The organism is Reyranella sp. (assembly GCF_030651995.1).
Taxonomy (GTDB): Bacteria; Pseudomonadota; Alphaproteobacteria; order Reyranellales; family Reyranellaceae; genus Reyranella.
This window is the reverse complement of record NZ_JAUSBN010000040.1, coordinates 49,554-62,486: the sequence shown is the minus strand read 5'-3', so window position 1 is coordinate 62,486 and position 12,933 is coordinate 49,554. Positions and strand designations below refer to the sequence as shown.

The window sequence follows — 12,933 nt, the reverse complement described above, 5'->3', positions numbered from 1 at the left end:
GTTCGTTTTTCCTGTCGAGGTGTTTCGATGTCCATGCTGTCCAAGAACCTCGAGAAGTCCCTGCATCGCGCCTTCGGACTTGCAGGTGAACGTCGCCACGAATACGCGACGCTGGAGCACCTGCTGCTGGCGATGACGGAGGACGACGACGCAATACCCGTCCTCAAGTCGTGCGGCGTCGATCTCGATCGACTGCGCCACGACCTCGAAACCTTCGTCGACAATCGCCTCAAGGGCATCATCACGCAGAACCCGAGCGAACCGCTCCCGACCGCGGGCTTCCAGCGCGTCGTCCAGCGCGCCGCGGTGCACGTGCAGTCGTCAGGGCGCAACGAGGTGACCGGCGCCAACGTGCTGGTGGCGCTCTTCTCCGAGCGCGACAGTCACGCCGTCTCGTTCCTCGAGAACCAGGGCATGACGCGTCTCGACGCGGTCGACTACATCAGCCACGGCAAGGCGAAGGTGCCGGGCCGGTCCCGCGCGCGCCGCGTCACCGGCTCCGAGGAGGAGGCCGGTGGTGAAAACCCGGCCAAGCAGGGCAACGAAGCGTTGGCGGCCTACTGTGTCGATCTCAACCAGAAGGCCCGGGATGGTCGCGTCGATCCGCTGATCGGCCGCGAGTATGAGGTCGAGCGCACCATCCAGGTCCTGTGCCGCCGTACCAAGAACAACCCGCTCTATGTCGGGGAGCCGGGTGTCGGCAAGACGGCGATCGCCGAGGGGCTTGCCCGTAAGATCGTCGACGGCGAGGTGCCGGAGGTCCTGACGGAAGCGATCATCTACTCGCTCGACATGGGCGCGCTGCTGGCCGGCACGCGCTATCGCGGCGACTTCGAGGAGCGGCTCAAGGCGGTCCTGGGTGAACTCAAGAAGAAGCCGAACTCGGTGCTCTTCATCGACGAAATCCATACGATCATCGGCGCCGGCGCTACTTCCGGCGGCTCGATGGACGCGTCGAACCTGCTGAAGCCCTCGTTGCAGTCGGGCGAACTGCGCTGCATCGGCTCGACGACCTACAAGGAATACCGCAACTACTTCGAGAAGGATCGCGCACTGGTCCGCCGCTTCCAGAAGATCGACGTGCCGGAGCCCACGATCAGTGACGCCGTCGAGATCATGCGCGGCCTCAAGCCGGTCTACGAGAAGCACCATCACGTGAGCTTCACCGACGACGCCATCAAGGCGGCGGTCGAGCTGTCGGCGCGCTACATCCACGACCGCAAGCTGCCGGACAAGGCGATCGACGTGATCGACGAGGTCGGCGCGGCCCAGATGCTGGTGGCGCCCGACAAGCGCAAGACGATGATCGAGGTGTCCGACATCGAGGACATCGTGGCCAAGATCGCCCGCATTCCGCCGAAGGCCGTGTCCAAGGACGACACTGCGCTGCTGCGGACCATCGACCGCGATCTCAAGACGGTCGTGTTCGGCCAGGATCATGCGATCGACCAGCTCGCCGCCTCGATCAAGCTCGCCCGCGCGGGTCTGCGTTCGCCGGAGAAGCCGATCGGCAGCTACCTGCTGGCCGGCCCGACCGGCGTCGGCAAGACCGAGGTGACGCGCCAGCTCGCGCGCCTGCTCGGTCTCGAGGTCATCCGCTTCGACATGTCGGAGTACATGGAGCGGCACAGCGTCTCGCGCCTGATCGGCGCTCCGCCGGGCTATGTCGGCTTCGACCAGGGCGGCCTGCTCACCGACAAGGTGAACCAGCATCCGCATTGCGTGGTGCTGTTCGACGAGATCGAGAAGGCGCATCCGGACGTCTTCAACGTCCTGCTGCAGGTAATGGATTACGGCAAGCTGACCGACCATAACGGCCGGACGGTCGACTTCCGCAACGTCATCCTCTGCATGACGACCAATGCCGGCGCGGCCGACATTGCCAAGCCCGCGCTGGGTTTCGGTCGCGAGCAGCGGCACGACGAGGACAACGAGGCGATCAACCGTATGTTCGCCCCCGAGTTCCGGAACCGGCTGGACGCGATCATCAAGTTCGCCAGTCTCGGACCGGAGTCGATGGGCAAGGTCGTCGACAAGTTCGTGGCTGAACTCGAGGTCCAGCTCGCCGACCGCAAGGTCTTCATCGAGCTGACCGACGGGGCGCGCCGCTGGCTGGCGGAGAAGGGTTACGACAAGCTGTTCGGCGCCCGTCCGCTCGCCCGCGTGATCCAGGAATACGTGAAGAAGCCGCTGGCCGAGGAGGTGCTGTTCGGCAAGCTCTCGGACGGCGGCACCGTGCGTGTCGATGTCGACGCGCCGGGCGAGGCCGGCAAGCTCGTCTTCACCTTCCTGCCGCCTGAGCGCGGCGCGCTGCCGCCGGCCAGCCAGGAACCGGTGCTCGCCGAATAGTGAGCGCCTTCAAGCCTCTCTGGATCGCCTTTCGCGCCGCGGTGCTCGCCACCGCGGTGTTCTGGGTGGTCCTGTTCATCATCGAAAAAATCGGTTGGCAGGCTCCGCTCGGGCTCACCGAGCAGCTCGTCTTCTTCGTCGTATTCTTCTTCGGCGTCCTGATGGCCAAGTAGGCCGTCAGCCCTCGTTTTCCTTCCGGAACGGCGAGTACTGCATCAGCCCGTCGATCTCCTGTTGCACCGCGGGCCGCTCGCGCGTGAGGTAATCGTCGACGGCGCGGCGGAAGTTCGGATCGACGATCCAGTGGGCGGAGTAGGTCGGCACCGGCAGATAACCGCGCTGGATCTTGTGGTCGCCCTGCGCTCCCGCCTCGACCCGAGCCAGGCCGTGGGCGATCGCATAGTCGATGGCCTGGTAGTAGCAGGCCTCGAAATGCAGGAAGGCGTGGCTTTCGAGGCAGCCCCAGTAGCGTCCATAGAGCGTGTCATCGCCCTTGAGATTGAGGGCACCGCCGACCGGCCGGCCATCGGCCTCGGCCAGGACGAGCACGACCTTGTCGGCCATGGTCGCGCCCAGGATGTCGAAGAAGGACCGCGTAAGGTAGGGCGTGCCCCACTTGCGGCCGCCGGTATCCATGTAGAAGGCAAAGAAGGCATCCCAGTGCTCGGGCCGGATATCATCCCCGCTCAGCGTGTGGATGACGAGGCCTTCGCGCCGCACGGCCTCGCGCTCCTTGCGGATCGCCTTGCGCTTGCGCGAGGCGAGGGCGCCCAGGAAATCGTCGAAGGTCCGGTAGCCGTCATTGCTCCAGTGATATTGCTGCCCGAGCCGCAGCAGCCAGCCGCGTTCGCCGAAGCGCTTCCACTCCTCTGCGGTGCAGAAGGTGGCGTGGACCGAACTGATGTTGTTGTCGTCGGCGATCTTGGCCAGCATGTCGATCAGGGCGTCGCGCACGGCGTCGGCCATCGGGCCGGGGCGGGCGAAAAGGCGTGGCCCCGGGACCGGTGTGAACGGCACGGCGACCTGGAGCTTCGGATAGTAGCGACCACCCGCGCGCTCCAGCGCCTGCGCCCACCCATGGTCGAACACATACTCGCCCTGCGAATGGCTCTTCATGTAGAGCGGTGCGGCGCCCTGGAGCGTTCCATCGTCCGATTCGGCCAGCAGATACTGCGGTTGCCAGCCGGTGCGCCGGCCCACCGACTTCGAGTCTTCCAGCGCCTTCAGGAAGCGGTAGCTGAGGAAGGGGCTGCCGGCCGAGCCCGGGCCGAGCGCGCAGGCATCCCACTGGGCGGCGTCGACCGCTGCAAGCGAATCGACGATGCGCAGACCGACAGTCGAGGCATCATCCGGCATGAGGCCAGCATAGCGCGAATCGTGCCAGCGCGATGGCCAATCGGTGCTCCTGATTCTACTCGGCAGGCTTGTGGTCGCGCGCCACCTCGTCGGCCGAGCGGCTGAACCGGCGGGTCGCCCACAGGCTGAGGCGGTCGATATAGACGAGCACAACGGGGACGACGACCAGGGTGAGCAGCGTCGAGCTGATCAGGCCGCCGATCACGGCGTGGGCCATCGGCGCCCGCTGGGTGGCGCCTTCGCCGAGGCCGAGCGCCAGCGGCAGCATGCCGAACACCATGGCGAGCGTGGTCATCAGGATGGGGCGCAGCCGGATCGAGCCGGCCTCGAGCAGGGCCTCGTTGACCGGCGTGCCGCGGGCGCGGGACTGATTGAAGAAGTCGACCAGCAGGATGGCGTTCTTGGTGACGAGGCCCATCAACATGATGAAGCCGATCGCCGAGAAGATGTTCAGCGTCGTGCCGGCGACCAGGAGGCCGAGGAACACGCCGATCAGCGACATCGGCAACGACATCATGATGGCGATCGGCTGCAGGAAGCTGCCGAACTGGGAGGCCAGGATCAGGTAGATCAGGATGACCGCCATCAGGAGCGCCTGGCCGGCATAGGCGGCACTCTCCGCTATGTCCTTGGTCGAGCCGCCGAACACGAAGCGGTAACCGGGCGGCAGCTTGATCTCGGTCAGGATCTGCTGCAGGTCGCTCGAAACCTCGCCGGCCGAGCGGCCGTAGACGTTGGCGGTGATCTGGACCTCGCGGTTGAGGTCGCGGCGGTTGATCTGCGAGGCGCCGACGTCGGTCACGACATCGGCGATCTGCGCGATATGGACCATGCGCGGCAGGCCGTTGGGCTCGGTGCCCGCGGTGAACCAGACCCTGTGCAGATCGGCGATGCCGGTGCGGTCGTCGGTCGGCAGGCGGACCATGACCATGTAATTCTCGCCGTCGGGCGCCCGCCACAGGCTGGTCTCGTCGCCCGCGAACAGAGGCCGCAGGGACTGGGCGACCGCGGCGGTTCCCAGGCCGAGATCCGAAGCCGCGTCGCGGCGCAGGCGGACGGACAGGATCGGCTTGGCGGCCTTGAGGTTGCGGTCGAGATCGACCACGCCGCGGATGCCGGCGGCGCGCTTCATCACGTCCTGCGAGATCGTGTCGAGCAGGTTGGTGTCGGGTCCCTGCAGCGAAAGCTGGAGCTGCTTCTGGACGCCGCCGCCGGGTCCGCCGGGAATGTTGATGGAAACCAGGATACCCGGGATGCTGGCCAGCCGCTCGCGGATCGGCTGGGCGAGCTGCTCGGGCGAGCGCTTGCGATCCTTCAGCGGCTTCAGCTTGAGATAGAGGCTCGCCTGATTCTTGCCGTTGGCGTAGCCGGTGTTGACCGTGCCGTAGGTGTAGTCGATCTCGGGAAACTCGCGCAGCGCGGCATCGACCTGCCGCATCTTGGCCTCGGTGTATTCCAGCGACGAGCCGACCGGCGTCTCGATGCTGACGACCTGCTCGCCGAGATCCGCCTGGGGGACGAATTCGAAGCCGATGTACTTCGGCAGCGCGAAGCTGCCCACGAAGGTCGCGAGCGCGATCAGCAGGGTGATCTTGGGCCAGCGCAGCGCCCAGGCGAGCACGACTCGATAGACGCCGTTGGCCTTTTCCTGGGTGCTGTTGACGATTCGGGCGAAGCGGCCGTTACCATGCGCCTGCGGGTCGTACCAGACCGACGACAGCATCGGATCGAGCGTGAAGGATACGAACAGGGAGATGAGGACGGCGGCCGACACCATGACGCCGAACTGGAAGAAGAAGCGGCCGATGATGCCGCCCATGAAGGCGACGGGCAGGAATACCGCCACGATGCAGAAGGTGGTGGCGAGCACGGCCAGGCCGATCTCGTTGGTGCCGTCGATCGCGGCCTGGCGGTGGGTCTTGCCGAAGCCGATATGGCGCATGATGTTCTCGCGCACCACGATCGCATCGTCGATCAGGATGCCGACCGCCAGGCTGAGCGCCATCAGGGTCAGCACGTTCAGGGTGAAGCCGAACGCGGCCATCACCATGAAGGCGCCGAACACCGAGATTGGCAGCGCGAGACCGGTGATCACGGTGCTGCGCCAGGAATGCAGGAACAGGAAGACGATGGCGATGGTGAGCAGGCCACCCTCGACCATGGTCTGCTGGACGTTGTTGACCGAATTCTGGATGCCGCGCGAGCTATCTCGCACGATTTCCAGTTTTACATCGGCGGGCAGGGAGGCCTGCAACTCGGCAACGGTGCGGCGGACACCGCGGGCCACCTCGATCGTATTGGAGCCCTGTGTCTTCACGACGTCGATGGCGAGCGCTCGTTCGCCGTTCAGGGTGGCGACGTTTTCCAGCTCCTGCTGGCCGTCGACCACGGTGGCGACCTGGCGGAGATAGACGGGCGCCTGGCCGCGGCGGGCCACGATCAGGTCGGCGAAGTCGCCCGGATCGACGACGCGGCCGGTGACCTCGATCACGCGATCGTCGTTGCCGCGCTGGACGTTGCCGGCGGGAAAGTTCTGATTCTCGTCCTTGATCGCCCGCATGATGTCGTTCACGCCGACGCGGAGCGCGTGCATGCGGCCAGGATCGAGTTCGATGTTGATCTGCCGCTTCAGCCCGCCGGCGATGGTGGCGCGACCGACGTCGCGGACGGTCTGCAGGCGCTTGATGATGATCTGGTCGGCGAGGGTCGTGAGGTCGCGTACCGAGCGGACATCGGAGCGCACCGCGATCGAGACGATGGGCTGGTCGTCGGGATTGAACCGCTGGATCAGCGGCTCCTTGATCTCCGGCCGGAAGGAGGCCCGGACCATCTGGACCTTCTCGCGGACGTCCTGCATGGCGACGGCGGAGGGGACCGACAGTTCGAACTCGGCGATGACGATCGACCTGCCCTCGAGGGAGCGCGAGGTGAGCGTCTTGAGGCCGGCGATGGCGTTGACCGATTCCTCGATCTTGCGGCTGATCTCGCTCTCGACCGTCTCCGGCGACGCGCCCGGATAGTCGGTCGTGACCACGACGATCGGAAAGTCGACGTTGGGGAACTGGTCGATGCCGAGCTGGCGATAGGAGAACAGGCCCATCACCAGCAACGCCACCATCATCATGGTGGCGAAGACCGGATTGTCGACCGCGATCTGGGTGAGCTTCACGGCCTTGTCTCCTAGCGGGTCTCGAGGATCTTGACCTTCTGTCCGGCATGCAGGCCGGGCAGGGGGGCGGAGACCACGGTCATGCCGGATTCCAGACCCTTAACCTCGACCAGTTCGCCGCGCGACCAGGTGCGGACGGCGCCCACCGGCTTGCGCACGAGTATGCCGTTCTCGACGATCAGCACGTAGTCGCCCTGGTCGTCCTTGCGCATCGCCGAGGACGGCACGGCCAGGGCATGACCCTTCTCCGCCACGGTGACGGTGCCCGTACCGAACAGGCCGCCGCGCAGCGCCTCGTGGCGGTCGACGATCTCGACATAGACCGGGATCGAGCGCGAGCCCGGCTGCGTGGTCGGACTGATACGCGTGATCTTGCCGCTGAAGACGCGATCGCCGAAGCCTTCGAGATTGACCTGGGCTGTCTGGCCCACCTTCATGCGGATGACGTCGGCGGCCGGCATCTGCGCCGCGATCTCGACGTGGCTGGTGTCGAGAAGGGCGAGGATCTTGCCGTCGATCGGCAGCGACTCGCCCTGATTGGCGATGCGCTCGCCCACGACGCCGTCGAAGGGCGCTTTGACCTCGGCATCGGCAAGGTTCTTGCGCGCGACATCGAGCTGGGCCTCCGCAACGGCCACCATGGAGGCACGATTCTCGGCTGTCGCGCGCGCCTGGTCGGCGGCCGACTGCGAGACGATGTTGCGGTTCGCCAGCGTCTCCTTGTCTGAGCGGTCACGGGCGGTCCAGCGCGCGTCGGCCCGCGCGGCCTCGAGGGCGGACTGCCGCTCGTTCATCTTGGCCTGCAACTCGGTCGTTTCGAAGCGCGCGAGCACCTGGCCTTCGGTGACACGGTCACCTTCGCGGACGAGCACCTCGGCCAGGCGGCCGGAAACGCGGCCCTTCACGATGGTCTGGTCGATCGGCTGGGTGGTGCCGGTGAAGCGCACCACATCGACCAGGCCGCGCGGCTTGATCGTGTGGACCTCTGCCGGGATCAGTTCCAGGGGACGGTCGGCAGCCTTGGTGGCGACCGGGCCGTTGCCGGCCGCCGCTGTCCCCTTGCCGTTCTTCCACGCAAATGCGCCGCCTCCCAGAACGACAGCGGCGCCGACGATGGCGATGACGAACTTGGTGCTGGTCTTCATGGCCGTAGCCCTTTGAGAACGAAGTCGAGATAGGCGGTATAGAATTGGTCGCCGTCGACTTTTCCGGGGTCGAACGGAGCGAGCGAACGCTTCCACACCGAGAACATGGCAAGCGGCTGCAGGATGATGATGGCGGTGGTTTCGAGGTCGGGGAGGGGCCGGAATTCGCCGCTCTCTACGCCGCGGCGCAAGGTACGGATGAAGAGGTCGCGGCCTCGCACGTCGAAGTGCGTGCAGTAGAACTTGGCGACGTCGGGGAAGTTGCCGGCCTCGGCCAGGATCAGCTTCACCACGCCACCGGCCGGCGTCTCCTCGAAGGCGCGGAAGCCGTCGACCAGCGCGCAGAGGAGTTCCTCGCTGCTGCCCTCGAAGTGGTCGATCACATCATTGGCCGCCGCCAGAGGGCCGGCAATGGCCTCGGAGATCACCGCCTTGAACAGCTCTTCCTTGTTCTTGAAGTAGAGGTAAGGGAGCCCTTTGCTGACCGACGCCTCTTTGGCAACGTCCTCGAGCTTGGTCGCGGCGAATCCCCGGGTGACGAAGAGTTCAAGGGCTGCGCGGGCGATTTCCGACGCCCGATCCTCTGGCCGCCGTACGCGGGTCGAGGTGGCCGCACCGCTATTGACTGACCGGTCAGTATTCATCTCCGGCATGTAGGGCGAAACCGCACCCGGTTCAAGCCGGAAAGAAAAAAGTCCGGCAGACCGAAGTCGCCGGACGCTTTGACTAGTTTCGCCTTCCCGCTTCCCAAACGAAAGCGTCGGAACGGCTTCAGGCTCGTCTTCTATTTAGGGGGCTTCCGGTGGGGCCCTGAGAGAGGGCACCCACGCGGAAGCCGAAAGGCGTTGTTAGAGGGGTCAAAGTCGCCTTTGACCTCCGCCCTTTCCTAATTACTGCTTCTTCTTCTTTACAGCCTTCTTCTTCGCAACTTTCTTCTTAGCAGCCATAACTGTCTCCTATGGTTAGCTATAGGGTCCCCAACCGCGAGGCCCCGGGGGTACGCCGGTACGCTACGCCACGCATGCTCAACTGCAGCCGGTGGTCCCGCCGCAGGTCGTGCATTTGAGGCACGTCCCGTTGCGGACCATGGTGAAGTTGCCGCATTCCGGACACGCATCCCCCTCGAAGCCCTTGAGCCTGGCCTCGACGGCCAGTCCCAGGGGTGAGGAGGGTGCCTCTCCGAGCGCGACGCTGACGACGGCCGCCTTGGCGATGGGCGCCGAAGCGACGGCTGGTCCGTCCGTCAGTCCGTTGGGCAGGGCGGCACCGGCGAACGCCTCATCGGCGATCGCGGCATTGCCGGCAGTCCTGCCATTCATCACGTAAAGATTGCTGCGCACGTAGCCCACGCTGGCGATGCGGCTCACCGCAGCGGCTGCCGCCTCGGCGGCATTCGTACCGTGCGAGGGCAGTTCGCCCTGAACCTCGCCGCGGCCGACGCCGTCGGGGCGGAGGTCCGCCTGCTCGACGTGGCTGAGGTCGTTGCGTCCCAGATAGGAGATCGCGAGTTCGCGGAAGATATAGTCGAGCACCGACGTCGACATCTTGATGGCGTCGTTGCCCTCCACCAGGCCGGACGGCTCGAAGCGAGTGAAGGTGTAGGCCTCGACGAATTCCTCAAGCGGCACGCCGTACTGCAGCCCGATCGAGATCGCGATGGCGAAGTTGTTCATCAGGCTGCGGAACGCCGCGCCTTCCTTGTGCATGTCGACGAAAATCTCGCCGACACGGCCATCCTCGTACTCGCCGGTCCTCAGATAGACCTTGTGGCCGCCCACGACGGCCTTCTGCGTGTAGCCCTTGCGACGCTGCGGCAGACGCTCGCGGCCGGCTCTGACTTCGCGTTCGACGATGCGCTCCACGATCCGTTCGGCGATGACCGGTACACGCGCGGCCGGCGACAGGTCAGCGAGATCGTCGTTGGCGGCGACGTCGTCGCCCAAAGCCATCGCGGAAAGCGGCTGCGACAGTTTGGATCCATCCCGATAGAGGGCGTTCGCTTTCAATCCGAGCTTCCAGGAGGTCTCATAGGCCTTGCGGCAATCCTCAACCGTCGCTGCGTTGGGCATGTTGATGGTTTTGGAGATGGCGCCCGATACGAAGGGTTGTGCTGCAGCCATCATGCGTATGTGACTCTCCGCAGACAAGAAGCGTGTGCCATCTCGTCCACAGGGATTCGCACAATCGAACACGGAAAGATGTTCGCTCCTGAGATCGCGGGCGCCTTCGACGCTCATCGTACCGCAGGCATGGATGTTCGCTGCTGCGATGTCACTGCGCGAGAAGCCGAGGCGCGAGAGGATGTCGAGCTTCGGATCGGACAGCGTTTCGTCGTCGAGGCCGAGCGCCTCGCGGCAGAAAGCGTCGCCCAAGGTGTAGCGGGAGAAGGCGAAGCGGATGTCGAAGGCGGTGACGATCGCCTGGTCGATCCGCTTCAGGGTCGCGGCGTCGAAGCCGCGCGCCGACAGGCTCTCGTGGTTGATGGCGGGCGCCGCGGCCAGCGAGCCGTGGCCCACGGCATGGTCGACGATGCGCGTGATCACGGCCTCGTCGTAACCCAGCGTCCGCAGTGCCAGCGGGACGGTCTGGTTGATGATCTTGAAGTAGCCGCCGCCGGCCAGCTTCTTGAACTTCACCAGCGCGAAGTCGGGCTCGATGCCGGTGGTGTCGCAATCCATCACCAGCCCGATCGTGCCGGTGGGGGCGATGACGGAGACCTGGGCGTTGCGATAGCCATGCTGTTCGCCCAGTTGCAGCGCGCGGTCCCAGGCCCGGCGGGCGGCGGCAACGAGCCGGCCGTCCCTGCAATTGGCCGCGTCGAGAGCCTGCGGCGCGATGGACAGGCTTTCATAGGGGGCCTGCGCACCGTGCGCTGTCCGGCGATGGTTGCGGATGACCCGCAGCATGGGTTCGCGATTGGCTTCGAAGCCGGGGAAGGCGCCCATCAGGCCCGCCATCTCCGCCGAGGTGGCGTAGGCAGTACCGGTCATGATTGCCGTGACGGCGCCGGCGATGGCCCTGCCCCTGGCGCTGTCGTAGCCCAGGCCCGACGCCATCAGAAGGGCGCCGAGATTGGCGTAGCCCAGCCCCAAGGTGCGGTAGCGGTACGAAAGCTCGGCGATGCGGCGCGACGGGTACTGCGCCATCATCACTGAGATTTCGAGGACCACGGTCCACAAGCGGCTTGCATGCTCCAGCGCGTCGACATCGATCGAGCCGTCCTCGCGCCGGAACCGCATGAGGTTCAACGAGGCGAGATTGCACGCCGTGTCGTCGAGGAACATGTACTCCGAGCACGGATTCGAGGCGTTGATGCGTCCCGACGCCGGGCAGGTGTGCCAGTCGTTGATCGTGGTGTCGAACTGTACGCCGGGATCGGCCGAATGCCAGGCGGCCTCGGCGATCTGATCCCACAGAAGGCGGGCACCGATCGTGCGGGTCACCTTGCCGGTCGTACGCGCGGTCAGCGCCCACGGCTGGTCTTCCTCGACCGCGCGCAGGAACGCATCGCTGACGCGCACCGAGTTGTTGGCGTTCTGGCCGGAGACCGAGGCATAGGCCTCCGATTCCCAATCCGTGTCGAACGCCGGGAATTCGATGTGCCGATACCCCTGACGCGCGAACTGGATGACCCGCTGGATGTAGTTCTCCGGCAGCTCGGCCTGCCGGGCCGCAACGATCTCGCGCCGCAGCGTCGGATTCTGCCGCGGATCGAACGCGGCTTCGTCCTCGCCGCCCTCGAGGCAGGCCTGCATGACGGCGTTCAAATGGCGGCTGGCGAGGCGGGAGCCGGCGACCAGGGCGGCCACCTTCTGCTCCTCGAGCATCTTCCAGGAGATGAAATCCTCGATATCAGGATGGTCTATGTCGACCGTCACCATCTTCGCTGCGCGACGCGTCGTGCCTCCTGATTTGATCGCGCCGGCCGCTCGGTCACCGATCTTGAGGAACGACATCAGTCCCGATGACGCACCGCCGCCGGAGAGCTGCTCGTTCTCGCCGCGCACGCGCGAGAAGTTGGAGCCGGTGCCGGAGCCGTACTTGAAGAGACGGGCCTCGCGGATCCACAGATCCATGATGCCGCCTTCGTTCACCAGATCGTCGGCGACGCTCTGGATGAAGCAGGCGTGTGGCTGCGGCCGCTCATAGGCAGAGGCAGACGGATAGGCTCGGCCATCGAGATGATCGACGAACCAGTGGCCCTGTCCGGGGCCGTCAATTCCGTACGCCCAGTGCAGTCCGGTATTGAACCATTGCGGCGAGTTCGGCGCGCAGATCTGCGCCGCGAGCATGAAGCACTGCTCGTCGTAGAAAGAGCGGGCGTCCTCCTCGCTGTCGAAGTAGCCGCCCTTCCAGCCCCAATAGGTCCACGCGCCGGCCATGCGATGAAAAACCTGGCGTGCGCTGGTTTCGCTGCCGAAGCGATCGGCTTCCGGCATTGCGGCCAGAGCGACCTCGTCGGGGATCGACCGCCATAGCCATTCGGGCATGTCGGCTTCGGCGACGCGGATCATGCGCGCAGGAACGCCGGCGCGACGGAAATACTTCTGGGCGAGGACGTCGGAAGCGACCTGGGACCAGTCGGCCGGTACGTCGATGTTCTTCAACCGGAAAACGATCGAGCCGTCCGGATTGCGGATTTCGGAGTCGGCAACACGAAAGGCCACTCCCGCGAATGGCGATTTTCCTACTTGCGTATACCGACGCTCGAAGCGCATCGACGATCCCCCGTGCCCGATCCCGTGAATTTCGTCCCTGTCTCGGGGGGCGTTCGATACAAGATCGAACACGCACATATGGGCACGAGAGGATAGTAAATTACAAAATCTTGTGCGTGCAACTATATTTTGTAGACCAGGGTGTTGATGATACTAGATGATGCAAGATCGCAACAGTTTGCGGATTCGCATCCTT

At 65.3% G+C, this 12,933-nt stretch carries 7 protein-coding genes; 2 read left to right on the top strand and 5 right to left on the bottom strand.

Annotated elements, in window-relative coordinates:
* Nucleotides 1-27 precede the first annotated feature (27 nt).
* Together clpA and Q7V45_RS11985 are read left to right on the top strand one after the other, a co-directional pair.
* The gene (clpA, locus tag Q7V45_RS11990) at nt 28-2,349 is read left to right on the top strand and encodes an ATP-dependent Clp protease ATP-binding subunit ClpA (RefSeq protein ID WP_304852135.1); all 2,322 of its coding nucleotides are present in this window, start codon (nt 28-30) and stop codon (nt 2,347-2,349) included.
* A complete protein-coding gene (locus tag Q7V45_RS11985) occupies nt 2,349-2,522 on the top strand; it encodes a hypothetical protein (protein WP_304852133.1) in 174 nt (57 codons plus the stop codon). Before clpA ends, Q7V45_RS11985 begins: the two co-directional genes overlap by 1 nt.
* A 4-nt stretch (nt 2,523-2,526) precedes the next feature.
* Here Q7V45_RS11985 and Q7V45_RS11980 read toward each other — a convergent pair whose 3' ends face one another.
* The 5 genes from Q7V45_RS11980 to Q7V45_RS11960 all read right to left on the bottom strand — a co-directional run bounded on the left by Q7V45_RS11980 (nt 2,527) and on the right by Q7V45_RS11960 (nt 12,737).
* Nucleotides 2,527-3,705: a GNAT family N-acetyltransferase gene (locus Q7V45_RS11980; protein WP_304852131.1), complete on the bottom strand. Its 1,179-nt coding sequence runs from the start codon at nt 3,703-3,705 to the stop codon at nt 2,527-2,529.
* 55 nt (nt 3,706-3,760) lie between these two features.
* The gene (locus tag Q7V45_RS11975; protein ID WP_304852128.1) at nt 3,761-6,874 is read right to left on the bottom strand and encodes an efflux RND transporter permease subunit; all 3,114 of its coding nucleotides are present in this window, start codon (nt 6,872-6,874) and stop codon (nt 3,761-3,763) included.
* Nucleotides 6,875-6,885: 11 nt separating this feature from the next.
* Nucleotides 6,886-8,019, bottom strand: a complete 1,134-nt coding sequence (locus Q7V45_RS11970; RefSeq protein WP_304852126.1) for an efflux RND transporter periplasmic adaptor subunit — start codon at nt 8,017-8,019, stop codon at nt 6,886-6,888.
* Nucleotides 8,016-8,672: a TetR/AcrR family transcriptional regulator gene (locus tag Q7V45_RS11965; protein WP_304852124.1), complete on the bottom strand. Its 657-nt coding sequence runs from the start codon at nt 8,670-8,672 to the stop codon at nt 8,016-8,018. The genes Q7V45_RS11970 and Q7V45_RS11965 overlap by 4 nt, the downstream gene beginning before the upstream one ends.
* Nucleotides 8,673-9,044: 372 nt before the next feature.
* Nucleotides 9,045-12,737: a vitamin B12-dependent ribonucleotide reductase gene (locus Q7V45_RS11960; protein ID WP_304852121.1), complete on the bottom strand. Its 3,693-nt coding sequence runs from the start codon at nt 12,735-12,737 to the stop codon at nt 9,045-9,047.
* Between the last annotated feature and the right edge of the window lie 196 nt (nt 12,738-12,933).

Excerpts from the sequence above, each read along its gene's own strand:
- clpA (WP_304852135.1), top strand. The coding sequence starts at position 28 with ATGTCCATGCTGTCCAAGAACCTCGAGAAGTCCCTGCATCGCGCCTTC.
- Q7V45_RS11980 (WP_304852131.1), bottom strand. The coding sequence starts at position 3,705 with ATGCCGGATGATGCCTCGACTGTCGGTCTGCGCATCGTCGATTCGCTT.
- Q7V45_RS11970 (WP_304852126.1), bottom strand. The coding sequence starts at position 8,019 with ATGAAGACCAGCACCAAGTTCGTCATCGCCATCGTCGGCGCCGCTGTC.
- Q7V45_RS11965 (WP_304852124.1), bottom strand. The coding sequence starts at position 8,672 with ATGCCGGAGATGAATACTGACCGGTCAGTCAATAGCGGTGCGGCCACC.
- Q7V45_RS11960 (WP_304852121.1), bottom strand. The coding sequence starts at position 12,737 with ATGCGCTTCGAGCGTCGGTATACGCAAGTAGGAAAATCGCCATTCGCG.